Origin of the sequence: Actinomadura sp. K4S16 (assembly GCF_008327685.1) — a bacterium.
Classification (GTDB): Bacteria; Actinomycetota; Actinomycetes; order Streptosporangiales; family Streptosporangiaceae; genus Spirillospora.
Genome location: NZ_BDDE01000018.1, coordinates 328,206 through 353,415, shown reverse-complemented (window position 1 = coordinate 353,415; position 25,210 = coordinate 328,206). Strand labels below are relative to the sequence as shown.

Genomic DNA, 25,210 nt, shown 5'->3' with positions numbered 1-25,210 from the left:
CTCCGGACGGTTGGCGATCAGGCCCCTGCCGTCCGGGCGCGGCGGACCGCAGAGTGGTTCGCGCAACGGCCGGATGCCCGGCCACTACCTCACTGGAGTGAATTATGCCGTTTCATGTCGTCGTCGGCCGGGGAGCCACCGCCACCGCGACCGCGCTCCTGCTCGCCGGCGCGGGCGACCGCGTCCGGATGGCGTCCCGCAGCGGAGCGGGTCCGGAGCACCCGCTCATCGAGCCGATCGCGCTGGACGCCACCGACACCGGCGCGCTCAGCCGGCTCGCCGAGGGCGCCGAGACCGTGTTCAACGCGGCGGCGCCCGCCTACCACACGTGGCCGGACCTGCTGCCCCCGCTGTTCGGCTCGATCCTGACCGCCGCCGAGCGGTCCGGCGCGGGGTACGTCATGCTGGGCAACCTCTACGGGTACGGACCGGCGGACGGCCCGGTCACCGAGGACCACCCGCTGGAGGCGACCGGCCCCAAGGGGCGGGTGCGCGCAGAGATGTGGCTGCGGGCCAAGGAGGCGCACGACGCCGGAAGGGTGCGGGCCGCTGAGGTGCGCGCCGGCCAGTTCCTCGGCGCCGGCGCCTACTCCGTCTTCACGCTCATGGTGCAGCCGAAGGTGCTCGCCGGACGCCCGGCGCTCGTCCCGGCGGAACTCGACGTCCCGCACGCCTACTCGGCGATCGGCGACACCGCCCGCGCACTCGTCGCCGTCGCCCGCGACGGGCGCGGATGGGGCCGGCCGTGGCACGCCCCGACGATCACCGCGTCGGTGCGCGAGGTCGCCGAGCGCCTCGCCGCGCTCGCCGGCGTCCCCGAACCGCGCCTGGACACCATGACGGACCGCGAACTGACCCTGCTGAGCCTCACCGATCCGTTCTGGGACGAGATGTGGGAGACGCAGCACATGTCGCACCGGCCGTTCACCGTCGACTCCTCACCGATGGAGGAGACGTTCGGGGTCGCCGCGTCGCCGCTGGACGACGTCCTCAAGGAGGCGCTCAGCCATATGTGAGGCCGTACCCGAAGGGGAACAGGGGCTTCTTGCCGTCGCCCCTGTTGATGGGCTGCTGGGAGGCGTCGCGCATCCACGTCACCGGCAGCTTGCCGGTGGGGGCGGTGGCGCCGTACAGGACGTCGGCGACGCCGGCCCCCTCGGTGCCGGGCAGCCACGCCTCGACGAGCGCGTCCCACCCGGGCAGTTCCGAGGCGATGTCCAGCGGGCGCCCCGACACCAGCACCACGACCACCGGGACGCCGGACGCGCGCAGCCGGCCGATCGTCCTCAGGTCGGCGTCGTCGAGGCCCATGCCGTCGCTGAGGTCGCCCTGGTACTCGGCGTACGGCTTCTCCCCGACGACCGCGACCGCCGCGTCGTAGGACCGGTCGATGCCCGTCCCGTCGACGCTGTAGGCGACGGTCGCGGACGGGCCGGCCGCCTCGCGGAGGCCCTGCAGGATCGTCGTCCCCTTCGTGGTCGGGCCCGGCGCTCCCTGCCAGGTGATCGTCCAGCCGCCGGACTGCATGCCGATGTCGTCGGCGCTGCGGCCCGCGACGAAGACCCTGCCGCCCGCGGCCAGCGGCAGGACGCCGCGCGCGTTCTTCAGCAGCACCTGCGACTCGGCGACCGCGCGCCTGGCGAGCGCGCGGTGCTCGGCGCTCCCGACCGTCCGCAGATACGCGCGGTCGGCCATCGGCCGCTCGAACAGGCCCAGCCGGAACTTCTCGGCCAGGATGCGGCGGTTCGCGTCGTCGACCCGGGACAGGGGGACGGCGCCGTCCCGCACCGCGTCCCGCAGGTAGTCGATGAACCTGCGCCACTCGGTCGGCACCATGACCATGTCGATCCCGGCGTTCACCGCGGCCGCGACCTCGGCCCTGGTGAACCCCTCCTCGCCGTCGATCCGGTCGACCCCGTTGTAGTCGGACACGACGAACCCCGTGAAACCGAGCTCCCGCTTGAGGACGTCGGTGATCAGGTACCTGTTCTGGTGCATCTTCAGCCCGTTCCACGAGCTGTAGGAGACCATCACCGAGCCGACGCCGCGCTTCACGGCCTCGCGGAACGGGGGCAGGTGGACCGCCCGCAGCTCCGCCTCCGGGATCCGGGTGTCGCCGCGGTCGTGGCCGCCCTCGGTGCCCCCGTCCCCGAGGTAGTGCTTCGCCGTGGCCAGGACGGACGCGGGCCCGCCCAGCCGCTCGCCCTGCAGGCCCTCGATGATCGTGGTCATGGCGGCGGGCAGTTCGGGCACCTCGCCGAACGACTCGTACGTCCGGCCCCAGCGGTCGTCGCGGGCCACGCACAGGCAGGGCGCGAAGTTCCAGTCCACGCCCGTCCCGGTCATCTCCGCCGCGGTCGCCGCCCCGATCCTTCGGACGAGGGCCGGGTCACGCGTCGCGCCGAGCCCGATGTCGTGCGGGAAGATCGTCGCGCCCACCACGTTGCCGTGGCCGTGCACCGCGTCCGCCCCGTAGATCATCGGGATGCGCAGCGGCGTGGCCAGCGCGCCCCGCTGGAAGCCGTCGTACATGTCCGCCCAGCTCTCCGGTGTGTTCGGGCTGGGAGCCGACCCGCCGCTGGACAGCACCGACCCGATCCGGTAGCGGGTTACGTCCTCCGGAGTCACGTACCGGCGCTCCGGCTGGGTCATCTGGCCGAGCTTGTCGGCGAGGCTCATCCGGCCGAGCAGGTCGGTGACGCGGTCCTCGACCGGCAGCCGGGGGTCGAGGTAGGGGACGGGGCCCGGGGCCGCCCGGACGGGGCCGCCGTGGACGGCGAGGGCCAGCGCGGCGAGCACGCCGAGGACGAGGCCGCGGGACCGGAGCCGCAGGGAGGAAAAGCGCATGCGGAAGGTTTTTCCAGGGCCGATCAAAATCAGCGCAACCGGATACCAGCGCCTGAGCAATATTTGCCGGTCACTTCCGACCGATATGAATAGGGCGATCGGTCGGGATCGAACCGACACCTCCAGGACCACAACCTGGCGTGCAGACCACTACACCACGAACGCCGTATCTCCGGCAGGAATCGAACCTGCGACCTCCGGGTCCGCAACCCGGCGCGCTCTCCACTGCGCCACGGAGACCTGTTCCTTGCGTGCTGAGCGCAGGAATCGAACCTGCCTGCCGCGGCTTATGAGACCGCTGGACGCACCAGCGTCCCTGCTCAGCGCGGAGGGTGCGAGATTCGAACTCGCGCAGGGGCGACCCTGACGACGGCTTAGCAAGCCGCTGCCTTCCCGCTCGGCCAACCCTCCGGAAACGAAAAAGGCCGCCCGTGGTCTTCGGGCGGTCGGCGTCGGGACGTGCGGTTCACGTCCGTCGGCGGCTCCCGAGACCGGAATGGCTGCCGTGCATTCGATGACGTCGCATCGCGGCTCTCCCTTCCGATCCCGTCCGTCGTTCTCCCCTACGACGTCCATGGTGCCGGGGCGGTTCCGCCCCGGCAACCTATTTATCTCCTCATTCCTCGAAATCGGTGCCGCGGGAGAGAGGCTCCCAATCGGTGAACTCCTTGCGCGCCCCGGTCAGGGCGGCGTCGACGGCGTCGGCGGCGTCGTTGCCCAGCGGCAGCCGCAGCGGCGTGTCGTCGGCGTCCAGCGCCTTCAGGATCGCGGCGGCGGCCTTGGCCGGGTCCCCCGGCTGCTTCCCGTCGCTGCCCGGCAGGTTCGCCCGGACCGGTCCGACGGTGCCGTCGTACTCCGGCATCGCGGCCGTCTGGTGCAGGCCGCCGCCGGCGAACGACGTCCGGAACGCGCCCGGCTCGACCACCAGCACCTTGATCCCGAACGGCGCGACCTCCTGGGCCAGCGCCTCCGACATCCCCTCCAGCGCGAACTTGGTCGCCGAGTAGGCACCCACGCCGGGGAAGGAGAACCGGCCGCCCATGCTCGACATCTGCACGACGGCGCCGCTCCCCTGCCGGCGCATGTGCGGCAGCACCGCCCGGACGAGGGCCGCCGGGCCGAAGAAGTGCAGGTCCATCAGCTCGCGCAGCTCGCGGTCGGTGGTCTCCTCCACGGCGCCGACGACGCCTCGCCCGGCGTTGTTGACCAGCACGTCGACGCGGCCGTGCCACAGCACCGCGTCCGCGACCACGTCCGCGATCCGCGCCTGGTCGGTGACGTCCAACTCGACCGCGTTGACCCGGCCCGGGTGGCGCGCGACCAGATCGTCCAGCGCCTCCGGGCGGCGCGCCGCCGCGACCACCGTGTCCCCGGCCGCCAGCGCCGCCTCCGCGATCGCCCGCCCGAAGCCCGAGTTCGCCCCGGTGATCAGCCAGACCCGTCCGCGTCCCGCCGTGTTCGGTTCAGTGGTGTTCGGTTCAGTGGTGTTCGGTTCAGTGGTGTTCGGTTCAGTGGTGTTCGCCATGCCCGCAGTTATCGCAGCGCGACCACCGCCGCGTCCAAGACAGAGATCCGCCGACCCGATAAAGAGCGTTTATGATCCCAGCATGGAGCTGCGCCAGCTGCGCTACCTCGCCGCGATCGCGGACGCGGGCAACCTCGGCCGGGCCGCCGAGGCCCTGTACGTCAGCCAGCCCGCGCTCTCCTACGCGCTGCGGAAGCTGGAGGCCGAGCTCGGCGTCCGGCTGTTCGACCGGCACGCGGGCGGCGTGACCCCCACCGCCGCCGGCCGCGACGTGATCGCCGAGGCGCGCCGCACGGTCCGGCAGGCCGACCGGGTCGCCGCCGCCGCGGAGCGGCACCGGCGCGGGCAGACCGGCGTCCTGCGCGTCGGGTTCGAGGCCAGCGGCGCCGGCGAGCTGACGACCCGGGCCCGCGCCGAGTTCGCCTGCGCCCATCCCGGCGTCCGCGTCGAGCCCAAGCGCTTCGACTGGGGCGGCGAGGCCGCCGCGCTCCGCGCCGGGCAGGTGGACGTGGCGTTCGTGTGGCTGCCCGCCGACCTCTCGGGCCTGCACTCGGAGACCGTCCACACCGAGCACCGCGTCGTGGGCCTCCCGGCCGGCCATCGGCTCGCCGCCGCCGACGGCGTCTCGATCATGGACGTCAAGGACGAGCCCCTCATGTGGACCGAGCGCGCCCCCCGCGAATGGGTGGACTGGTGGGCGGTCAACCCGCGGCCGGACGGGTCCGCGCCGCGCTGGGGCCCCACCAACGACAACGTCGAGGAGATGCTCGAACAGGTCGCCGAGGGCACGGCCATCTGCTTCGCGCCGTCCAGCATGGCGCTGTACTACGCGCGCCCGGGGCTGGTCTGGGTGCCGCTCACGGACGTGGAGCCGCTGCGCGTCGCGCTCGCCTGGGCGGACGGGGGCCCGCTCGTGGAGGCGTTCGCCGCGATCGTCCGCGACCTCGCGGGAGCGGCCGTCAGACGAACGTCCGGGGCGCCTCCACGGCCGCGCTGAGCGCCCGGAGCGCGTGGTAGACGCGGACCTTGACCACGTCGACCGGCACTCCCAGCGAGGCGGCGGCCTCGTTGACCGAGCGGTCCCGGAAGACCGTCTCGGTGAGGATCTCGCGGTGCGCGGGCGGCAGCGCCTGGAAGGCCCGGGCGACCACCGCGGGGCGCATCCGCTCCCCCGGCGTACCGGGGGCGAACGAACCGGTGTCTTTGCCCATTCGCAGTGCCACACCACGAACCTCGCACCGTTCCCCCGCCCCGCCGCCCTCCTTATGGCGCCTTTAAGGAAGCACTGAGGAGGACTTATCCGGCCCCCGTAGGGCACGGCCTCAGGCGGACGTCCAGGGCGCTGTTCACCTGCGGAAACCGATAATGGAGGGCGGCGGCGCCGTCCGGCACGGGCGATCGGCGCCCGCCCGGCCCGACCGTGGGGCGACCGAGGACGCGGGCCCGAGCAAGTGAAGTACCGATTTCGGTTATGCCTTGACAAGGGCGATGAGCGTCAAATCTACTATGGGAGCGCTCCCAAATTCGGCGACGGGCGGCGAATGTACGGCTATGGGAGCGCTCCCACGCCGTTGACCTGTGGTTCGGCCTGACCGGCCGAGGACGACGAAAGGTCTGCGAAGCAGCCATGACGGTACGAGACGAAACCTCGCCTTCGGAGGCGGCCGGCGACCCGGCGGGGACGGGCGCGGCGGGCGCAGCCGACGCGGTCGGCGCGGGCCGCTGGGCCCCGCGTGTCTGGTGGATCGCGCTCGCCGCGGGCGTCGCGGGCGCCGCGTTCGTCTGGCTCGCGCTGCCGCACGGGCGCGACATAGAGTCGCCGTGGGAACTGGTGGCCAAACTGGTCGTCTTCGGCTGCCTGTGCTGCGCGATCGCGCTGTTCCCCTGGGCCCCGCGGCTCCCGCACTGGGTGCTGTACGCGCCATTCGTGTTCTTCACCGGATACGTCGTCCCGCGCATCAGCGGCTTCTACTACACCGATGCCCAGCGGGTCCACGGCGACAGTTTCTACACGCACGTCTACCTGCTTCTCTATCCCGGAATCGTGCTCACCGCGGGCGCCGCCTACCGGATCGGCGGAGGCTCTCCCGGACGCACCCTGAAAGTGCTCGTGACCGGCATCGTCATCGTCTTCTCGGGCTTTCTCGACCTCATGTGGTACGTCGTCAACCCGGTCGGGATCCCGGACCGGATCGACGCCCCGCACATCAACGTGATCACCGGCGGGCCGATCTCGTTCGGCGCGACGGTCCTGTTCGCGCTCGCCCACGTGCCGATCCTCGTCGGCGTCAACCTGCTGCCCCTGGACCGGTGGATCGGGTACCGGACCGGGGCGGCCCCAGCCCCCGCCGCGCGCGGGACGGAACCGTAGTCCAGTGCAGGGAGAGGACATCGTGCCCAGGGCCACCCCCGTGTCCGGCTCCGCGCCCGGCGCCGTCGCGATCTCCGTCGCGGCGCCGGCCTACAACGAGGCGGAGAACATCGCCGCCGTGGTCGCCGAATGGCGGGCCTACCTGGAGGGGAACCCGCGCATCGCCGACTGGGAGATCGTGGTGTGCGACGACGGGAGCACCGATGCGACCGGCGCCGTCCTGGCCGCGCTCCAGGAGGAGTGCCCGCGGCTCGCCGTCACCCGGTTCGACCGCAACCGCGGGGCGGGCGCCGCCATCGCCGCCGCGATCGCCCGCACCCGGCTGGAATGGGTCGTCCTCCTCGACTCCGACGGCCAGTTCCCCATCGCCAACCTCGACCGCTTCCTCGATCCCGTCCTGGCCGGAAAGGCCAGGGCGTTCTCGGGCGCCAGGATCCGCAAGGCCGACAGCCTGCCCCACCGGTGGGGCTCGGCGGCCAGCGGCGCCGTCAGCAACCGGCTGCACCGGACCCGGTACCGGGACTTCAACTCGGTGTTCAAGGTGGTCCACGGCCCGCTGTTCCGGTCCCTGCGGCTGGAGTCGGGCGGGATGAACTGCTCGACCGAGATCACCGCCCGGGTCGCCGAACTCGGCCACACCTGGGTGGAGATCCCGATCGAGCACCGGGAGCGCGCCGCCGGCGCCCGCGGTTGGCGGTTCTGGGGCGGGGCGCGCGATCGGGCGCTGCTGGTCGGCTATCTCGGCTACCGCCACTGGCTGCAGCGCCGCGGTGTCCTGCGCGCCGAGGCCGGGGACGGACGCGACCCGGCGGTCGGCACCGCCGGGCGGGCGTGCGAGAGCGCGGTCCGGGCGGGAGAAGCGCGGTGACCAAGCGGCGCCCGGGCCCGACGCGGGTCGCCATGTTCAGCGGCGGGCGCGGTGGCGCGGGCATCGCGCGGCGGCTCCTGCGGACCCCCGGCGTCCGGCTGACCCTGCTCGTCAACGGGTACGACAACGGCCTGTCCACGGGCGCGCTGCGGCGCTTCCTGCCGGGGATGCTCGGCCCGTCCGACTTCCGCAAGAACCTGCTGCCGCACCTCGACCCGGCGGACCCGGCCCAGGCGGCGCTCTTCGCCGTCCTCGAGCACCGGCTCCCCGCCGGGACGGCGCCGCGCGACCTCGGCGACCTCGCCGGCGCGCTCGCGGCACCGGAGACCTCCCCGCCGGGGTTCGCCGCGCTGCCGCGGCGCGCCCGCGCGGCGATCACCCGGGACCTGACCGCCTTCCTGCGGCGCCTGGAGGAGGACCCGGACGGGCTCGACCTCGCCGGCTGCGCGCTCGGCAACCTCGTGTTCGCCGGCGCCTACCTGCGGGCGGGCGAGGACTTCAACGCGGCGGTCCGGTCCTGCGCGCGGACGTTCGCGACCCCGGCCCGCCTCCTGAACGTGACGGACGGCGGGGACGCCCACCTCGTCGCGCTGAAGGAGAACGGGCGGCTGCTCGCCGACGAGGCCGACATCGTGGCGCCGCAGGACGCGGCCCGCATCACCGACCTGTTCCTGCTCCGCCGCCCGCTCGGGCCGGCGCAGCGGGACGAGCTCGAGACGCTGCCCGTCCAGCGGATCCGCTGGGTCCTCGCCCGCCGGCGGGCGGCGGTGTCGGCCAACCGGGCGGCGCTGGCCGCGCTGGCGGACGCCGACCTCATCGTCTACGGCCCGGGTACCCCGCACTCGTCGCTGCTGCCGAGCTACCTGACGCCCGGCGTGGCCGAGGCGATCGCCGCGAACCGCGCGGCCGCCAAGGCGTTCGTGGTCAACATCCGCGAGGACCACGACGTCCAGGGCATGAGCGCCCCGGCGCACGTCGACCTCGCCCTGTCCTACCTCGGCGACCCGGGCAACGAGCGGCGGACGGTCACCCACGCCGTCTGCCACCGGCCCAGGACCGGACGGCCGGACGTCCCGGCGATGCCCGGTGACATCGCCGAGGCCGGCCTGCGGACGAACACGCAGTGGATCATCGCCGACCTGGCGGACCCCGGACGGCCGGGGGCGCGCGACGGCGCGCGGACCGCCGACCTGCTCACCGGGCTCGCGGCGGGCGCGGCGTCCGACCCGGCGCTGGAGCCGGCCGGATGAGGGCCGTGCCGGCGCCCGCCGGGGCGCTCGCCGGGCGGCGGGTCTGGCTCTGCGACCTCGACGGGACCCTGGTGGACTCCGGCCCGGCCCACGAGGCCGCGTTCCGGGCCGCGCTCGCCGAGGTCGCCCCCGCGCTGGCCGGCGGCTTCCGGTACGGCGACCACGCGGGCGCGGCGACCGAGGACGTCGCGGCGGCCCTGGGCCTGGCGTCCGGCGACGCCGAGCGGTTCGTCCGGCGCAAGCGGCGGATCTACCGCGCCGGCGTGGCGGCGGGCCGGGTGGCCGTGTTCCCCGGCGCCCACCGGTTGCTCGGACGGCTCTCCGAGCGGGGGCGCGCGGTGTACCTCGTGACCGGCGGGAGCAGGGGGTCGGTGGAGCGCGTCCTCGCGGCCGCCTCGCTGCGCCGGTACTTCACGGACGTCCTGACCGGTGACGACGTCCCCTGCGGGAAGCCCGACCCCGCCTTCTACCTGGCGGCCTGCCACCGGTGGGGCGTCGACGCCGCCGACGCGGTCGCCGTGGAGGACTCCGCCCACGGGGTCGCCTCGGCGGTCGGAGCGGGGCTGCCGACGCTCCAGGTGCACGCGGCCGAACCCGCACCGGGCGCGATACCGGTGCGCGGCCTGGAGGACGTTCTCGCCCTCCTCGACCGGAAAGGCGATGGCGATGACCGACGTGCCGGCGACTGACACGGCGAAGAGCGGCGCGACGATGCCCGGCGCGACCGTGCCGACCGCGCCCGGGGCGGGCCGGGTCTGCGCGGTGATCCCCGCGGCCGGCCGGGGGACGCGGCTCGGCCTCGGGGTCCCGAAGATCCTGCTGGAGCTCGGCGGCGGGGTCACCGTGTGGCACCTGCTCCACCGGCGGCTCCGGCCGGTGGCCGGGCACGTCCACGTCGTCGTCTCACCGGAGGGCGAGGCGCCGTTCCGGTGGGCCGCGGCCGAGGAGATCGCGCGCGGGACGGTGTCGGTGAGCATCCAGGAGACGCCGGCCGGCATGGGCGACGCGGTCTTCGGCGCCGCCCCGCACTGGGACGGCCACGACACGCTCCTCGTCGTCTGGGGCGACCAGGCGGGACTGTCCACGCGGACCGCGCGGCGGGTCGTGCGGGCGCACCGCCCGGGCGGGCTCACGATCCCCCTGGTGGCGATGCCGGACCCGTACGTCGAGTACGAGCTGGCGGGCGGCCGGCTCCTCCGGATACGGCAGTCCCGCGAGGGCGACGAGTGCCGGCCCGGCGGGCTCGGCGACGTCGGCGTGTTCTGCCTGGGCACCGCGGGGCTCGTGGACGCCTGGAACCGCTACCTCGCCGACGCCGCACGCGGCGACGTCACCGGCGAGGTGAACTTCCTGCCGTTCCTCACCCACCTGTCCCGGGAGGAGGGCCGGGAGGTCACGGTCGTCCCGGTCGCCGACGCCGACGAGGCGCGCGGCATCAACACCAGGGACGACCTGGAGTTCGCCCGGCGGGCGTACCAGCGGTGCGCGGACTGATCCCCCGGACCGGTGCGCGGCGCGGGCTCGCCGCCCACCGCCGGACCGCCGTGCCCACGCTGCTGAGCACCGCGGCCAGCGGCATCTCGGCGGCGACCACGCTGGTCGTCGCCCGGGGCACGGGCGCCGCGCAGTTCGGCCGGTTCACCGTGGTCCTGTCGATCGCGCTGATCGTCACGGTCGGGATGCTGATGAGCCTGCACTACGTGATGCTGCAGGAACTGCCGCGCCGCGACCCGGCCGGGCATCCGGCCCTGACGACGACCGCGCTGCTGTCCACGCTGGCGCTCGGGGGCGGCGTCGCGGTCGGCGGCGCCGCGGCGTCGCCCGTGCTCGCCCCGGCGCTCGGGGTCGACCCGCGGGCGCTGTGCCTCGGGCTGGCCCTGGCGCTCGCGATGACGCTGAATCAGCTGACCGAGAGCTTCCTGCGCGGCAGGCGCAGGTACGGGTTCGTGGCCGGGCTCAAGCTCGCCGTCGCCGTCGCCTACCTGTCCGGCTCCGCGTTCTCGCTGCTCGTCCTCGGGATCCGGGACGCCGAGTACTACCTCCTCGCGCTGACCGGCAGCTACGCCGCGTTCAGCGTCGCCGCGCTGACCGGCGTCGAGATCGTCCCGCGCGCCTGGTCGCGGGCGGCGGCGCGCGCGCAGTACCGGCACGGGGCCTACGTCACCGCCATCGCGGCGCTGACCGGCCTCCTGTTCGGGCTCGACGTCATCTTCCTCAACCGCTGGGCCGGGCAGGCCGACGTCGGCGTCTACTCCGTCTACAACGGCTTCCCCAAACGCCTGCTCGGTGTCGTCTTCACCGACGGGATCGGCCTCGCGCTGCTGCCCGCCCTTGCGGTCGCGGACAAGCCCGCCGTCATGCGGCGGATCGCGCGGCTGGCGCCGCTCGTCGCGGCCGGCACGGGACTCGTGTCCTTCGCGGCGAGCACGGTGTTCTTCTTCCTGCTCCGCGCCCAGTACCCGTACTCGCTCACCCTCATGGGGCTCTCCTCGGCGGGCATCGGCGCGCACGCCGTCTTCAACCTCTACTCCGTCGCCCTGTCCATGGACGGCGTGCGCGGCGCCCGGCTCCTCATCGCGTGCCTGGCAGCCGGCACCCCCGTCGCTCTCGCCTGCCAGGCCGCCTGCATCGCCTGGTGGGGGCTCTACGGGGGGCTCGCCGGGTTCGCGGTGAGCAACCTCGTCCTCGTCGCCGCCGTGGCCGCCGCCGCGGGCCGCGCGTACCGGCGGCCGAGCGCGGCGGACCGTCCCCTGCCCGTTCTGGAGACCGGACATTGAACCGTGAAGCGGCGCCGGACCGGCGCCTGAAGATCGCCTACGTGGTCAACCAGTACCCGCCGAACGTGACGACGGGCCTCGGCCGGTACGTCGAGCTGATCACCCCGCACCTGGCGCGCGGGCACCGGCTCGCGGTGTTCACCCTCAACGCAGGGCGGCAGCCCGTCCACGAGCGGCACGGCTCCGTCACCGTGCACCGGCCCCTGGGGCGGATCCTCGGCGCGGTGAGCAGGCGGCGCCGGCTCAACCGCACCCGCAGGCTGGACTTCCTGCTGATCACGGCGAACGTGGTGGTGAGCAACTGGCGGTACTTCCTCCGGCTGCGCCGGGCCGCCGAGCGTCCCGACCTGGTCGCGGTGCACGATTCGACCAACTTCCTGTGCGGCCTGCTCTGCCACCACGTCCTGCGGCTGCCGGTCGTGTTCCACGTCCACACCACCGAGTACGGCGTGGCGCCCCGCCGCAGCATCGCCGACCCGCTGAACGCGTTCGCGGCGCTCGAGCGCCACCTGGGCCGGATCGCCCGCCGCGTCGTCGTGCCGACCCCGGAGGTCCGCGACCAGCTCGCCGCGGCCGGCTGGGACCCGGCGAGGATCGACGTCGTGCGGCTCGGCGGGACGTTCGAGCCGCTCGTCGCCGGGCTCGACCGGGAGCGGCTGCGCCGCCGGGCCGGCGACCTGCGCGCGCGGCTCGGGATCCCGGCGGACGCGCCCGTCCTGCTGTTCGTCGGACGCCTCGAACGGCAGAAGGGCGTCCACGAGCTGCTCGAAGCGGTGCCGCGGATGACCGAGGCCGTGCCCGGCCTGCGCCTCGTCCTGCTGGGAGAGGGGGACGAGGCCGCGGCGCGGGCCGCCGGGAACCGGGTCCTGACGCGCGGGTTCGTCTCCGGCCCGGCGCTGACGGAGTACTACGCGATGGCCGACGCCTGCGTCTTCCCGTCGCTCTTCGAGCCGTTCGGCCTGGTCGCCACCGAGTCCATGGCGCTCGGCAGGCCGACGATCCTCGGCGCGGGCTTCTCCCGGATCTTCGCCGGCGACCCGGCGCGCCCGGCGGTGCGGTTCGTCGGCGGCACCGGCCCCGCCGACATCGCCGACGCCGTGATCGACGTCATGACCGACCCCGAGGCGCGCCGCGCGCTCGGCGAGCGCGGGGAGCGGTTCGTCCGGGAGGAGCTGAGCTGGACCCGCGCGGCCCGCGAGACGCTCGCGCTCTACGAGGAGTCGGTGTGGCCTCCGTCTGCGTGATCGTGCCGTGCTACAACGCGGCCAAGACGCTGCGCCTGTGCCTGGAGGCCGTCCTGGCGCAGACCCGCCGCCCCGACGAGATCGTGGTCGTCGACGACGCCGGCTCCGACGGCTCCGCCGGGATCGCGGCCTCGCTGGGCTGCCGCGTCGTGCGGCTGCCGGAGAACCGCGGCGTCTCGGCGGCCAGGAACGCGGGCGCCGCGGCGACCACCGCCGACGTGCTGTTCTTCCTCGACTCGGATGTGGCGCTGCGCCCCGACGCGCTGGCCAACGCCCTGGCCGTCCTCGACGCGGACCCCGGGTGCGGCTGCGTCCAGGGCGTCTACGAGACCGAGCCGCTCATCGACGACGGCCCGGCCGAGTGGTACCGCGTCCTGCACGCCGCGTTCTGGCGCCGCCGCCACCTCGGCGAGGTCACCGGCCTCGTGTTCGCGCTGGCGGCCATCCGCCGCGACGTGTTCCAGGCCGCCGGCGGGTTCGACGAGGCGCTCCGCGACTGCGAGGACGTCGAGTACGCGAGCCGGCTGCACGGGCGCTGCCGCGTCGTGCTCACCGACGCCGTCCAGGGCCGGCACGACGACGGGAGCCGGCTGGCGGGGATCCTCGCCGAGCAGTGGCGCCGGGCCGTCCCGCTCGTCCCGCTGCTGCTCGCCGCGGCCCGGCGGGGCGGCGGGCAGCCCGAGCACGCCAACCGCCCGGCCGGCATCCTCGCCGTGGCGCTGGCGCCGGTGCCGCTGCCGCTCGCCGTCCTGCATCCGGCGTTCCTCGCGCTGAGCGCGGCGTGCGTTCTGGCCTTCACCGTCTCCGACCCGCCGCTCGTCCGGTTCGTCCACCGGCACCGGGGGACCGCGTTCACCGCCTACTTCCTGCTGGTGCACCTGGCCGTGCACGCGGTCCTCGTCTCGGGGATGGCGTTCGGCGCGCTGCGCCTGCTGCGCCGTCCCGCGCGCGCCGGCTGAGCCACCGGCACGCCCGCACCGGCGGTCGGGGTCACAGGGTGGGGCGGAGGGGTTCGCCGGAGGCGAGGAGGGCGAGGGCGGCGGCGCCGTAGAGGCCGGCGTCGCGGTCCAGGGCGGTGGAGGAGACGCGCAGGTCGCGCAGGTGCGGCATGCCGGCCCGGACGCCGATCGCGGTGCGCAGCGGGTCGAGGAGCAGGTCGCCCGCGGCCGCCACGCCGCCGCCGATGACGACGTCGCGGATGTCGAGGACGGAGGCGGTGTTGAGGATCGCGGTGGCGAGGGCGCCGGCGGCGCGGTGGAAGGCCGCGAGCGGGATCGGGGCGCCGGCGCGGGCGGCGGCGGCCAGGGCCCGGGCGTCGGGGCGGCCCGTCGCGGGGGCGAGCGTCCAGCCCTGGGCGAGGGCCCAGCGGACCATGCTGGGGCCGCCGGCGATCGTCTCCAGGCAGCCGCGGGCGCCGCAGACGCAGGGCTCGCCGTCGAGGTCGACGATGACGTGGCCGATGTGGCCCGCGTTGCCGGTGCGTCCCGTCCAGGGGCGGCCGTCGATGACGAGGCCACCGCCGACGCCCGTCGACACGACCATGCCGAGCAGGGAGTCGCACTCGTGCCCGCCGCGCCACCACTCGCCGAGCGCCATGCACTGGGCGTCGCCTGCGAGGGTGACCGGGACGCCGGGGACGAGGCGCCGCACGGCCGCGACGAGCGGGTAGCCGCGCCAGCGGGGGATGTTGATCGGGCTGACCGTGCCGGCCTCGGTGTCGATCGGGCCCGCCGAGCCGATGCCGACGCCGGTCAGCCCCGGGCCGGCGAAGTCGGCGACGAGGCCGCGGAGGGTGGCGGTGGGCGCCTGGCCGACGGGGTGCTCGGCGCGGTCGAGGAGCTTCCCGGCGGCGTCGACGCGGGCCACGGCGAACTTGGTGCCGCCGATGTCGAGGGCGAGGACGGTCATGACCCGATCCCCGGGAGCGCGCGGTAGAGCGTGCCGTGTCCGGTGAGGCGGGTGGCGGGGGCGCCGGCGGGGATGAAGGCGGCCTGGCCGCGGGTGAGGACCAGGGCCGGGTCGGCGGTGAGGCGGGCCTCGCCTTCCAGGCAGAGGAGCGTCTGCGGAAGTCCGGCGGGCAGGGCTTCGGGGGTTTCCGTGAGGTCGTGGCGGACGAGGGTGAACTCCTCGGCGGCCGTCCGGTACCGGCGGTCGGCCGTGGGCTCGACGCGGTGGGGCTTGGACGGCGCGAACTCGACCACGCGCATCAGTTCGGGGACGTCGATGTGCTTGCCGGTGAGTCCGCAGCGCACCACGTTGTCCGAGTTCGCCATGACCTCGATCGCGAGGCCGCCGAGGTAGGAGTGGGGCACTCCGGCGCCCAGGAAGAGGGCCTCGCCGGGCTTGAGCCGGACGTGGTCGAGCAGGAGCGCGGCGAGGACCCCGGGATCGCCGGGGTGGGCGCGGGCGATGTCGGCGTAGACGCCGGTCAGGGCCGGTTCGACCGCGTCCTGGACGGCCCGGGAGCGCTCGTCGAGCATCTGGGTGAGGACGGTCCGGAGCGCCTCGGCGGGCGGCGCGGTGCGGAGCGTTCCGATCCACGGGTCCAGTTCGGGGACCTTCAGGTCTTCGAGCAGGTCGGCGGTCTCGGCGGGGTCGCGGAAGCCGCAGAGGCCGTGGAACTCGGTGAGGGCGCAGACCATCTCGGGCTTGTGGAAGGGGTCCTTGTAGGTGCGGGTGGGGTCGTCGGCGGGGATGCCCTGCGCCTCCTCCTGGGCGAACCCTGCCTCGGCCTGCGCCGCGGTCGGGTGCACCTGGAGCGACAGCGGCCGCTCGACGGCCAGCACCTTGAGCAGGTACGGCAGCGTGGGGCCGAACCGGTCCACGCACGCGGTGCCCAGCATCCCGACCGGGTCGCGGTCGATGAGGGCGCCGAGGGGCGTCCCGTCCACACGGGACGGGGCGGCGGGATGCGCGCCCGCCCACAACTCGGCCTGCGGGCGCCCGGTCGGCTCGACGCCGAGCAGTTCGGGCAGCGCGGTCCGCGACCCCCAGTCGTAGGGACGGATCGCGGTGGTCAGCGGCAATGGCACCAACCTGCGCGATCTCCTTGCTCGGGGCACCGTGACCGGACGACGGCGCGCGTGAGGGACAGCGTACAAGCGCCGGGGGGCAAGGCGAACGCGGCTCGGTCGGCCGCGCCGCCGTTTTCGAGTGAACCTGGAGGGTCCTCTCAGCGAACTCATAAGCGGGCCCGGTGTGCGATCGGGCGAGCCTTTAGGATGAGCCCCAGGGGGTGGTGGACGTGGGTAAGCACAACAAACCGGCGACGCGGTCGTGCCCCGGCTGCAACGGGACCGGCACCAGTACCGCCACCCATGAGCGGTGCAACGTGTGCCGGGGCACCGGCCGCATCTGACGCCGGGTCACCGCCGCCGGGTCACCGCCGCCGGGTCACCGCCGCCGGGTCACCGCCGCCGGGTCACCGCCGTCCGACCTCCGGCTCGACCGGCGCCGGCGCTGACACCGCCTCGGGCGCGCGGCGCCGGGCCTGGCCCAGCGCGACGGCTACCGCCCCGGCGCAGGACGCCCAGGCCAGGACGGCGTACCCGCCCGCCGACAGGACGGCCGTCGACAGCAGGCTCGCGGCCGCTGCGACCATCCAGACGGCCGCGTCGACGGCGCCCTCGACGTGCGGGCGCTCCGGCTCCGGCAGGTCGCGGGCGAGGCGGGCGCTGCCGCCGACGAAGCAGAGGTTCCACCCGTAGCCGAGCAGGAAGAGCGCCGCGACGCGCCCCTGGGATCCGGACGCGACCGCCGCGAGCGCCGTGGACAGGGCCAGGGTGGCCAGGCCCGCGAGGATCACGGGCCGCGCGCCGAACCGGTCGGCCATCCGCCCCGTCACCGGTGAAAGGGCGAACATGCCGAGCGTGTGCGCGGCCAGCGTCATGCCGACCGCGCCGAGGCCGTCGCCGTGCATGTGCATGTCCAGCGGCGCGGCCGTCATGACGGCGACCATCACGACCTGCGCGGTGACCATCACCGCGAGCGCGGAGCGGGCGGCCGGGGTCCGGGCCAGCCTGCGCAGCGGCGGCGGCGAGCCCTGCGCTCCCGCCCGGCCGCCCGGCCCGCCGGTCGCCGCCGCGGCGGCGAGCGCGCAGGTCAGGACGGCCAGCAGGAACGGGCCGGTGAACGGGGGAAGGCCGGCGCCCGCGGCCGCCGCGCCGGTCGGGTCGAGCAGCAGCGGCCCGCCGACCGCCCCGGCCGCCGCGCACCACACCACGAGCCCGATGGCGAAGCCGCGCCGTCCCGCCGGGTGCAGGTCGGCCGCCGCGTACCGGGAGAGCTGGGCCCCCGCGTTGCCGAGGCCGAGCAGCAGCATCCCGAGGCACAGCCCCACGACGTCGCCGTTCGCGACCGCCAGGGCGGCCAGGCAGGCGCCCGCCGCCGCCGCGGCGTAGCCGAGCACGAAGGCGCGCCGCCGGCTCGCCCGCACGAGCCGGGTGAGCGCCAGGGCGCCGATGCCCGTCCCGACGATGCCGATCGTGTTCGGCACGCCTCCCCACGCGGCGCCGAGCCGGTCGGCGGCGACCAGCGTCGCGGTGGCGCTCGCCGCGGCCATGGCCGCGTTCATCAGTGCGGTGCCCGAGCAGAGGGCCGCCATCGGGCGGGATCGCTTCTCCATGCTTTAACGCTAGAAATGCTCATGCCCGGATGGAATGGATGATCACTGGCATTCGACCCATCCTGCTTATAGTTTGCAAAGCAGATCCGGGAAGGGACTTTCAAGATGGATCAGACCGACTGGAGCATCCTCGCCGAGCTGCAGCGGGACGGCCGCCTGTCGTTCAACCGGCTGGCGTCCCTGGTGAACCTGTCGCCCCCCGCGGTCGCCGAGCGGGTGCGGCGCCTCGAGGAGTCCGGGGTGATCACCGGCTACCAGGCGCGCGTCGACCCGGCCAGGGTCGGCCAGCCGCTGACGGCCTTCGTGCAGATGCGCTGCGCCCACGGCCGCTGCCTGCTCAAGACGTCCGCCGCCGAGGACCTGCCCGAGGTCACCGAGGTCCACAAGCTGAGCGGCAGCTGGTGCTCGATGCTGAAGGTGCGCGTCGCGTCGATGCAGCACATGGAGGGGCTCCTGGAGCGCCTCGGCGAGCACGGCGAGATGAACTCGCACATCGTCCTGTCGACCGCCTACGAGGGCCGCGCGGTGGAACCCCCCGCCCCCGAGACCCGGGCGGTCACGCGCTCGGAGGGCTGGACCCGCTGACCCCGGCGGACCCGATCGCCCGCCCGTGTTCACCTCTCTTCGCGGCGCGCACGGGGCCGAAGATGATTCAATCGGGCGTTATGTGGCACTCGTCACTGCGCTCTTCGCCCTGGCGGCAGTGGTATCAGCGGGGCGTCCCCTGGAAGCTCGACATCCCGGACGTCCCCGTCACACGCCTGCTCGACGATGCCGCGGACCGGTACCCGCGCAGGCCCGCGCTGATCTTCTTCGGGCTGCGGATCTCCTACCGCGAACTGCGCGAGGCGGCGGACCGCTTCGCCGACGGGCTGCACCGGCTGGGCGTGCAGCCCGGCGACCGGGTCGCGCTGATCCTGCCGAACTGCCCGCAGCTGGTCATCGCGTTCTACGGCGTGCTGCGCAGGGGGGCCGTCGCGGTCCAGCACAACCCCCTCTACACCGAGGAGGAGATGCTCCGGCAGCTCGCCGACTGCGGCGCGCGCGTCGCGGTCGTGCTGGATCGTTCCTACAAGACGGTGAAGGCCGTGCGGTCCCGGCTGGGGCTGGAGCACGTCGTCGTGACGTCTCTGGTCGACTTCCTTCCGGTCGCGAAGCGGATCGCCCTGCGGCTCCCGCTCGTCCAGGCGCAGCGGCGGCGCGCGGCCATCTCCGCGGACGTGCCGCACGACCCCGGCCTCGTCCCGTTCAAGGAGTTGCAGAGGCCGCCCGCGCGCCGCGTCCGGCAACTGCCCCTGGAGCCGTCGCGGCACCTGGCCGCCATCCAGTACACCGGCGGGACGGAGGGACGCCCCAAGGGCGCGATGCTGACGCACCGGAACCTCGTCGCCAACGCCTGCCAGCAGCACGCGTGGGACCTCGACGGGCGCCCCGGCGAGGACGTGACGCTGGCGGTGCTGCCGCTGTTCCACTCGTTCGGGCTGATGAGCTGCCTCGTCGCGCCCGTGATGACGGCCGGGGCCGTGGTGCTGCTCCCCCGCTACGACGGCGACCGCGTGCTCCGGGCGATCCGCAAGTACCGGCCGACCATCTTCCCCGGGGTGCCGACCCTGTACGCGCAGGTGCTCGACAGCCCGGGGTTCCGGCCCGACGACCTGCGCTCGCTGCGCATCTTCATCTCCGGCGCGATGGGGCTGACGCAGAACACCATCGACCGGCTCGAAAAGGTCGGGGCGAGGGGGCTCATCAACTGCTACGGGCTCACCGAGGCGTCCCCGGCCGTCACCGGCAACCCGCTGGGGGGCGGGGCGCGCAACCTCACGGTCGGGCTGCCGCTGCCCATGACCGACGTCGTCATCGTCGACCAGGACGAGCCGACCAAAGTCCTGCCGCCGGGCGGGACGGGCGAGGTCGTCGTGCGCGGCCCGCAGGTGTTCGCGGGCTACTGGAACGCCCCCCTCGCCACGGCGCAGACCCTGTCGAAGGGCTGGCTCCGCACGGGTGACATCGGGGTGATGGACGAGAAGGGTTTCATCACCATCGTGGACCGCCAGCGGGACATGATCAAGGTGAGCGGCTTCACCGTGTCCCCGTCCGAGGTGGAGAAGGTGCTGCGCCGCCATCCCGCCGTGCACGACTGCGCCGTGGTCGGCGTCCCGGACGCGCGGCGCGGCGAGCGCATCATCGCCCACGTGGTCGAACACCCCGCCTACCCCTTCTCCGAGGACGAGCTGCGCCGGCATTGCGAGCGCTTCCTGTCGCACTACAAGGTGCCCTCCGAGTTCCTCCCCCGGACGGAGCTGCCCCGGAACATGCTGGGCAAAGTCGTCCGGCAGCGGCTGCGGGACGAGTTCGCCGCCTCGGCCGCGGAGCGGATGGGCCCCGCGCGGAGTGGTTGACTGGTCGGGTGCACACCGGGACCGTCCAGTCGGAGCTCTTCACACGGCTCGTTCAGATCGGCCGCCGCCAAGGCGCGGAGGACGGGGAGCCGGAGACCCTCTACGACCGGCACGGTGTCCTCGTGGTGCGCGTCGGTGACGTGGTCGTGAAGGCGCACCAGGCCGACCGGGACCACGGGGACGCGTTCCTCGACCGGGTCCGCTTGGCGGGCGTGCTCCCTGATCTGATCCTCGGGCCCTTGGGGCCCCCGCTGAGCGTGGACGGCCGCACGGTCACGCTCGCCATGTTCGGTGAGCCCGTGGACCCGTCCAGGGAACTCCCCTGGGAGGAAGGCGCTCGGCTCTTGGCGGGCCTCCACTCGGCGCCCGTCCCTGCCGACGCGCCGGCGTGGGGACGTCCGACGCGGGTGGCCCGCCTGGTCTCCCGTCTGGAGGACGGCCCCGCCGAGGACGCGGTGCGCCGGGCGTTCGCCACCCTGCCCGCCTGGATACGCGGCGAGGAGGACGAGCCCCCGGGCCGCGGCCGGCGCCTCATCCACGGCGACTGGCATCTGGGGCAGATGGTCCGCGCGCCGGGCGGGCGATGGCGGCTCATCGACATCGAGGACCTCGGCATGGGCGACCCCGCATGGGACCTCGCGCGTCCTGCGGCGCTCTATTCCGGCGGGGTCCTCTCCCCGGACGAATGGGAGCGCTTCCTGGGCGCGTACAGGGAGGCGGGCGGCCCGGCCGTCCCCCCGCAGGGCGACCCTTGGGCGGCCCTGGACGTTCCCGCCCGAAGTCTTGCGATCCAGATCGCCGCCACGTGCGTCATATCCGCGGGGAGGGAAGATCGGGCACTCGACGGTGCGGAGCAGGCGATGGTCGACGCCTGCGTGAGAATATCCGCGGCGGGGGACGCGGCATGACGTGGCGCGGAACCTGCCCTACATTTAGCCTCTACCTGGGGATCCATACCGGAAGGACGACAAGGCGATGCACTGCCCTAAGTGTCGTGGCGTGATGCGGACCTACACCCGCAGCGGCGTCCACATCGAGCAATGTGACAGCTGCCGGGGCATCTTCCTCGACTACGGCGAGCTGGAGGCCCTGGCCCAGATGGAGTCGCAGTACCGCGCGGCGCCTCCGCCCGCCTCGGCGCCCGGGTGGGGAGCGCCCGCGCCGGCGGTCCACCACCATCACCACGGCGGGCACCACCGTCCGCACCACGGCGGCGTGTTCCACATGCTCTTCTCCACCTGACCGGGCGGCCGCGGCCCGCCCCGGGTGAGGCGGGCCGTGGCTTGCGCACGACCGGTCAGAGGCGCGGGTCCACCGGCTCGGACTCCAGCGCCAGGACGGCGAAGACCGCCTGGTGGACGCGCCACAGCGGCTCCCCGCCCGCGAGCCGGTCGAGGGCCTCGGCGCCGAGCGCGTGCTCCCGCATCGCCAGGGACCGCTTGCGCCCGAGCGACCGGCGGCGCAGCCGGTCGAGGTGCCTCGGCTCGCGGTAGTCGGGCCCGTAGATGATGCGCAGGTACTCCGGGCCGCGGCACTTGATCCCGGGCTGGACCTTGACGCCCTCGGGGAGCGGCCCCAGCGGCTTGACGACCATGCCCTCGCCGCCCGCCGCGGTGAGCTTCTCCCACCACTCGGTGGCCGCGGCCTCCGACTCCGGCGACCCGAGGTCGACGGTCATCGCACCCGTCCGCTGGACGAGCCCGCTCGCGTCGCTCTCCGCGAGCCGCCCGGCCACGGCCATGTGCCACTCGTGGTCGCGCAGGCCCGCCCAGGCGCGGCCTTCCCCGGCGAGGACCTGGAAGGGCGCGAACCGCAGACCGGTCAGCCCGTCCACCGTCCAGCAGTAGCGCGCGTACGCGTCGCGGAACCGGAACGCGTTCGCGGCCCGCCGGTCGATGTGCTCGCGCAGGTCGCCGACGTCGAGGCCGCGCCCGTCCGCCCGTGCCAGCACCTCGGCCGCCACCGGCAGCGCGGCGCGGGCCGCCGCGCCGGTCGCCGCGTACTGCGTGCGGATGAGGTCCATCGCCTTCGCCGACCAGGGCAGCAGCTCGCCGTCGAGGACGAGCCATCCGGTCTCCAGCTCGTCCCACAGCCCCGCGGCGCCGATGGCGGCGCGGAGCCGGTCGAGCACCTCGCCGGTTCGGGACGGGTCGCGGAAGAAGGAGCGCCCGGTGCGGGTGTAGACGGCGCCGGTCGTCCCGTCGTCCACGCCGAAGCGCTCCGCGGCCACCGAGGCGTCGCGGCACACGACCGCCACGGCGCGCGAGCCCATGTGCTTCTCCTCGCACACGGCGCGCAGGACGCCCTTCTCCCGGTACGCGGCGAGGGCCTCGGCCGGGTGCTCCAGGTAGCCCGGCAGGGACGACGTCTCGGCGGGGGCCATGGTGGGCGGCAGATAGACGAGCCAGCGCGGGTCGACCGCGAACCGGCTCATCACCTCCAGCGCGGCCAGCGCGTTCTCCTCCCGGACGGAGACGCGGCCCATCAGGCGGGTCTCGACGCCCTGGTTCCCGAGGACGTCCCCGATGTTGAGGACGTCGTTCTCCCGGTGACCGCCCGCGCTGCCCGCGGCCGGCGCCTCCAGCGGACGCGTCGGCTCGTACCAGACCTGCCGCGCCGGAACCGACACCAGCTCGCGCTCCGGATACCGCAGCGCCGTCAGCTTCCCGCCGAACACAGCGCCGGTGTCCAGGCAGATGGTGTTGTTCACCCATTCCGCCTCCGGGACGGGCGTGTGCCCGTACACGACCATCGCCTTGCCCCTGTAGTCGCGCGCCCACGGGTAGCGCACGGGCAGCCCGTACTCGTCGGTCTCCCCGGTCGTGTCGCCGTAGAGCGCGAACGAGCGGACCCGTCCGGACGCGCGGCCGTGGTAGTCCTCCTTGAGCCCGGCGTGGGCCACGACGAGGCGGCCCTCGTCCAGGACGTAGTGGGCGATGAGGCCGTCCATGAACCGCAGCGCGTCGTCGCGGAAGCCCTCGTCCTCGGCGGCGAGCTGCTCCAGCGACTCGGCGAGCCCGTGCGCGGTGCGCACCTTGCGCCCGCGCAGCGCGCGGACGAGCTTCGCCTCGTGGTTGCCCGAGACGCAGAGGGCGTCGCCGGCGGCCACCATGCCCATCACCAGGCGCAGCACGCCCGGCGTGTCGGGCCCGCGGTCGACCAGGTCGCCGACGAAGACGGCGGACCGTCCGCCGGGGTGGTTCGCCCCCACCGCGCGGCCCTGCGCGTCCCTCAGGATCTCGTAGCCGAGGCCGGCGAGGAGGTCCTCCAGCTCCGCGCGGCAGCCGTGCACGTCGCCGATGACGTCGAACGGGCCGGTCAGCTCGCGCCTGTCGTTCCACGCCTTCTCGTACCGGATCGTCGCGGCGTCGATCTCCTCCGGGCCGGTCAGGACGTGGACGCGGCGGAACTCGCGGCCCAGCGACCGCATGCCGCGCCTCAGCTCGCGCCGCTGGCGCGGGATGACGTGCGGGGCGAGGTCGCGGTCCGGGCGCCCGGCGTTGCGCTCGGCGGCGAGGCTCTCGGGGACGTCCAGCACGATCGCGACCGACAGGACGTCGTGCTCCTTGGCCAGCCGCAGCAGCGACTCGCGCGCCTTGCTCTGCACGTTGGTCGCGTCCACCACGGTCAGCAGGCCGCGCCGCAGCCGCTTGCCCACGATGTAGTGCAGCAGGTCGAACGCGTCGCCGGTGGCCGACTGGTCGTTCTCGTCGTCCGACACGACCCCGCGGCAGAAGTCCGAGGACACCACCTGGGTCGGCTTGAAGTGCTTGCGCGCGAAGTGGGACTTGCCCGACCCGGACACGCCGACGAGCACGACGAGCCCCATCTCGGGAACCTTGATCTCGGTCAACGGGTGAACACTCCCATCTGCGTCGGGGCGCCGACCTCGGGGTCGTCGTCGCCGACGGGCACGTGGCGGACGCGGTAGCCGTGCTCGGCGGCGACCCGGTCCGCCCAGGCGCGGAACTCGGCCCGCGTCCATTCGAAGCGGTGGTCGGGGTGGCGCATCGCCCCGGGCGCCAGCCCCTCGTAGCGGACGTTGTGCTCGGCGTTCGGGGTCGTCACGACCACCACGCGGGGCGCGGCGTGGCCGAACACGACCCGCTCGACGGCGGTGAGGCGCGGCGGGTCGACGTGCTCGATTACCTCCATCAGCACGGCCGCCTCGTAGCCGCGGAACCGTTCGTCCGCGTAGGTCAGCGCGCCCTGGAAGACCTCCCGGACGCGGGCGCTCTCGCTGTGCGGCTGCTTGTCCAGGCGCAGGCGCCGCGAGGCGTGGCCGAGCGCGCGGTACGAGACGTCCGATCCGGAGAGCTCGCTGAAGAACTCGTCCTTGGCCAGCCGGGCCAGCAGCTTCCCGGACCCGCAGCCGAGGTCGATGACCCGGCGGGCGTTCTCATCGCGCAGCGCCTGCTCCACCGACCGGAGGCGCAGTTCCGAGAGCGAGAGGGGCGCGTCCTCCGGCGCCGCCTCTCCCTGGCCCTCCTCGGCGGGGGCCTCCTCCTCGACCTCGATCGGGTCGAGTTCCTCGTCGGGCGCGTCCTCGGCGTCGGCGAGACGCCCGAGCGCGCTCCGCACGAGGGCGCGCCGGTTCGCCAGGTACCGGCGGGTGATGGCGCCGCGGTCGGGATGCGCGGCCAGCCAGCCCTCCCCCGCCCGGATGAGCTTGTCGACCTCGTCGGGCGCCATCCAGTAGTGCTTGGCGTCGTCCAGGACGGGGAGCAGCACGTACAGCTGGTTGAGGGCGTCGGCGAGGCGCAGCGTCCCGGTCAGCGTGAGCGTCACGTAGCGGGAGTCGCCCCAGTCGGGGAAGTCCGGGTCGAGCGGGACCGGCACGGCCGACACGTCCCAGCCGAGCGGGGCGAAGAACCGCTCGGCCTGGCCGGGGCCGCCCCGGCACGGCAGGGCCGGAAGGACGATCTCCAGCGGGATCGGCGTCTCCGCCAGTTCGGGGCGCAGGTCGCAGCGGCCGCGCATGGCGGTGCGGAAGACGTTCGCCATGGCCGACGCCAGGAGGGACGACGCCGCGTACGGGCGGTCGTTCACGTACTGGCCGAGTGAGAAGTCGGGCGTGCCTCTGCCGCGCGTGCGCACGAGCTCGACCGGGTCGACGTCCAGCAGCAGGGCCGCCGTGCAGTGCTGCTCCTCCGCGTCGGGGTAGAAGACGTGCGCCCTGCCGTAGGACTGCTCGAAGCGCTGCACCCGGCCCGGATGCTTGTGCAGGAGGAAGCCCAGGTCGGTCGCCTGGCTCATGGTCGTGGTGATCGTCAGAAGCACGCCCCAAGTGTGGCTGAAAGCACCG

Annotated in this window: 22 protein-coding genes and 4 tRNA genes; 14 read left to right on the top strand and 12 right to left on the bottom strand. The window is 74.2% G+C overall.

The features are described 5' to 3' along the window. Nucleotides 1-104 precede the first annotated feature (104 nt). Nucleotides 105-1,016 (top strand): NAD-dependent epimerase, encoded by a 912-nt coding sequence (locus K4S16_RS29740; protein ID WP_149262341.1) that lies wholly within the window; start codon nt 105-107, stop codon nt 1,014-1,016. Here K4S16_RS29740 and K4S16_RS29735 read toward each other — a convergent pair. From K4S16_RS29735 to K4S16_RS29710, 6 genes are all read right to left on the bottom strand, one after another. After that, nucleotides 1,003-2,847, bottom strand: coding sequence for a glycoside hydrolase family 3 protein (locus tag K4S16_RS29735; protein WP_149262340.1), 1,845 nt, complete (start codon nt 2,845-2,847; stop codon nt 1,003-1,005). The two genes, K4S16_RS29740 and K4S16_RS29735, sit on opposite strands and share 14 nt — an antisense overlap. A 92-nt stretch (nt 2,848-2,939) precedes the next feature. After that, nucleotides 2,940-3,013 (bottom strand) — tRNA-His (locus K4S16_RS29730). 1 nt (nt 3,014) lies between these two features. Then, nucleotides 3,015-3,087 (bottom strand) — tRNA-Arg (locus K4S16_RS29725). A gap of 12 nt (nt 3,088-3,099) precedes the next feature. Then, nucleotides 3,100-3,172: transfer RNA gene (locus K4S16_RS29720), tRNA-Met, on the bottom strand. 1 nt (nt 3,173) lies between these two features. Next, nucleotides 3,174-3,258, bottom strand: a tRNA-Ser gene (locus K4S16_RS29715). Between the two features lie 205 nt (nt 3,259-3,463). Next, nucleotides 3,464-4,372, bottom strand: coding sequence for an oxidoreductase (locus K4S16_RS29710; protein ID WP_149262339.1), 909 nt, complete (start codon nt 4,370-4,372; stop codon nt 3,464-3,466). 82 nt (nt 4,373-4,454) lie between these two features. Here K4S16_RS29710 and K4S16_RS29705 point away from each other — a divergent pair, with 82 nt between their 5' ends. Next, the gene (locus tag K4S16_RS29705) at nt 4,455-5,369 is read left to right on the top strand and encodes a LysR family transcriptional regulator (protein ID WP_149262338.1); all 915 of its coding nucleotides are present in this window, start codon (nt 4,455-4,457) and stop codon (nt 5,367-5,369) included. On the opposite strand, the gene K4S16_RS29700 is transcribed toward K4S16_RS29705, so the two are convergent. Further along, nucleotides 5,332-5,595 carry a sigma factor-like helix-turn-helix DNA-binding protein gene (locus tag K4S16_RS29700; RefSeq protein ID WP_235037154.1) on the bottom strand — a complete coding sequence of 88 codons (264 nt, stop codon included), beginning with the start codon at nt 5,593-5,595 and terminating at the stop codon, nt 5,332-5,334. The two genes, K4S16_RS29705 and K4S16_RS29700, sit on opposite strands and share 38 nt — an antisense overlap. Before the next feature lie 404 nt (nt 5,596-5,999). Between K4S16_RS29700 and K4S16_RS29695 the strand changes: the two genes are divergently transcribed. From K4S16_RS29695 to K4S16_RS29660, 8 genes are read left to right on the top strand one after another with little or no spacing between them, the layout of a single operon-like run. Beyond that, nucleotides 6,000-6,743 carry a hypothetical protein gene (locus K4S16_RS29695; RefSeq protein ID WP_235037153.1) on the top strand — a complete coding sequence of 248 codons (744 nt, stop codon included), beginning with the start codon at nt 6,000-6,002 and terminating at the stop codon, nt 6,741-6,743. Nucleotides 6,744-6,765: 22 nt separating this feature from the next. Beyond that, nucleotides 6,766-7,611 (top strand): glycosyltransferase family 2 protein, encoded by an 846-nt coding sequence (locus K4S16_RS29690; RefSeq protein WP_235037152.1) that lies wholly within the window; start codon nt 6,766-6,768, stop codon nt 7,609-7,611. Further along, a complete protein-coding gene (locus K4S16_RS29685) occupies nt 7,608-8,861 on the top strand; it encodes a 2-phospho-L-lactate transferase CofD family protein (protein ID WP_235037151.1) in 1,254 nt (417 codons plus the stop codon). The genes K4S16_RS29690 and K4S16_RS29685 overlap by 4 nt, the downstream gene beginning before the upstream one ends. Further along, on the top strand, nt 8,858-9,550 hold the full coding sequence (locus K4S16_RS29680; protein ID WP_149262337.1) for an HAD family phosphatase: 693 nt from the start codon (nt 8,858-8,860) through the stop codon (nt 9,548-9,550). Before K4S16_RS29685 ends, K4S16_RS29680 begins: the two co-directional genes overlap by 4 nt. Beyond that, a complete protein-coding gene (locus K4S16_RS29675; protein WP_235037150.1) occupies nt 9,528-10,355 on the top strand; it encodes an NTP transferase domain-containing protein in 828 nt (275 codons plus the stop codon). The genes K4S16_RS29680 and K4S16_RS29675 overlap by 23 nt, the downstream gene beginning before the upstream one ends. Continuing rightward, nucleotides 10,343-11,638 (top strand): lipopolysaccharide biosynthesis protein, encoded by a 1,296-nt coding sequence (locus K4S16_RS29670; protein WP_149262336.1) that lies wholly within the window; start codon nt 10,343-10,345, stop codon nt 11,636-11,638. The genes K4S16_RS29675 and K4S16_RS29670 overlap by 13 nt, the downstream gene beginning before the upstream one ends. Continuing rightward, nucleotides 11,635-12,882 carry a glycosyltransferase family 4 protein gene (locus K4S16_RS29665; protein ID WP_235037149.1) on the top strand — a complete coding sequence of 416 codons (1,248 nt, stop codon included), beginning with the start codon at nt 11,635-11,637 and terminating at the stop codon, nt 12,880-12,882. The genes K4S16_RS29670 and K4S16_RS29665 overlap by 4 nt, the downstream gene beginning before the upstream one ends. Continuing rightward, nucleotides 12,864-13,841, top strand: coding sequence for a glycosyltransferase (locus K4S16_RS29660; protein WP_235037148.1), 978 nt, complete (start codon nt 12,864-12,866; stop codon nt 13,839-13,841). Before K4S16_RS29665 ends, K4S16_RS29660 begins: the two co-directional genes overlap by 19 nt. Nucleotides 13,842-13,872: 31 nt before the next feature. Here K4S16_RS29660 and K4S16_RS29655 read toward each other — a convergent pair whose 3' ends face one another. The 3 genes from K4S16_RS29655 to K4S16_RS29645 form a co-directional block, all read right to left on the bottom strand. Further along, a complete protein-coding gene (locus tag K4S16_RS29655; RefSeq protein ID WP_149262335.1) occupies nt 13,873-14,790 on the bottom strand; it encodes an ROK family protein in 918 nt (305 codons plus the stop codon). Continuing rightward, on the bottom strand, nt 14,787-15,914 hold the full coding sequence (gene manA / locus K4S16_RS29650; protein WP_235037147.1) for a mannose-6-phosphate isomerase, class I: 1,128 nt from the start codon (nt 15,912-15,914) through the stop codon (nt 14,787-14,789). The genes K4S16_RS29655 and manA overlap by 4 nt, the downstream gene beginning before the upstream one ends. A gap of 389 nt (nt 15,915-16,303) precedes the next feature. Beyond that, entirely contained in the window at nt 16,304-17,506 is a 1,203-nt protein-coding gene (locus K4S16_RS29645) for an MFS transporter (protein WP_149262333.1), read from the bottom strand. 105 nt (nt 17,507-17,611) lie between these two features. Between K4S16_RS29645 and K4S16_RS29640 the strand changes: the two genes are divergently transcribed. The 4 genes from K4S16_RS29640 (at nt 17,612) to K4S16_RS29625 (ending at nt 21,147) form a co-directional block, all read left to right on the top strand. Then, nucleotides 17,612-18,091 carry an Lrp/AsnC family transcriptional regulator gene (locus tag K4S16_RS29640; protein ID WP_149262332.1) on the top strand — a complete coding sequence of 160 codons (480 nt, stop codon included), beginning with the start codon at nt 17,612-17,614 and terminating at the stop codon, nt 18,089-18,091. 80 nt (nt 18,092-18,171) lie between these two features. Beyond that, nucleotides 18,172-19,905 (top strand): AMP-binding protein, encoded by a 1,734-nt coding sequence (locus K4S16_RS29635; RefSeq protein ID WP_149262331.1) that lies wholly within the window; start codon nt 18,172-18,174, stop codon nt 19,903-19,905. Between the two features lie 8 nt (nt 19,906-19,913). Then, the gene (locus tag K4S16_RS29630; protein WP_149262330.1) at nt 19,914-20,813 is read left to right on the top strand and encodes a phosphotransferase family protein; all 900 of its coding nucleotides are present in this window, start codon (nt 19,914-19,916) and stop codon (nt 20,811-20,813) included. Between the two features lie 67 nt (nt 20,814-20,880). After that, on the top strand, nt 20,881-21,147 hold the full coding sequence (locus K4S16_RS29625) for a zf-TFIIB domain-containing protein (protein WP_149262329.1): 267 nt from the start codon (nt 20,881-20,883) through the stop codon (nt 21,145-21,147). 55 nt (nt 21,148-21,202) lie between these two features. On the opposite strand, the gene K4S16_RS29620 is transcribed toward K4S16_RS29625, so the two are convergent. Further along, nucleotides 21,203-23,758, bottom strand: coding sequence for a polynucleotide kinase-phosphatase (locus K4S16_RS29620; protein WP_149262328.1), 2,556 nt, complete (start codon nt 23,756-23,758; stop codon nt 21,203-21,205). Further along, a complete protein-coding gene (locus K4S16_RS45955) occupies nt 23,755-25,185 on the bottom strand; it encodes a 3' terminal RNA ribose 2'-O-methyltransferase Hen1 (protein WP_149262327.1) in 1,431 nt (476 codons plus the stop codon). Before K4S16_RS45955 ends, K4S16_RS29620 begins: the two co-directional genes overlap by 4 nt. Nucleotides 25,186-25,210 lie beyond the last annotated feature (25 nt).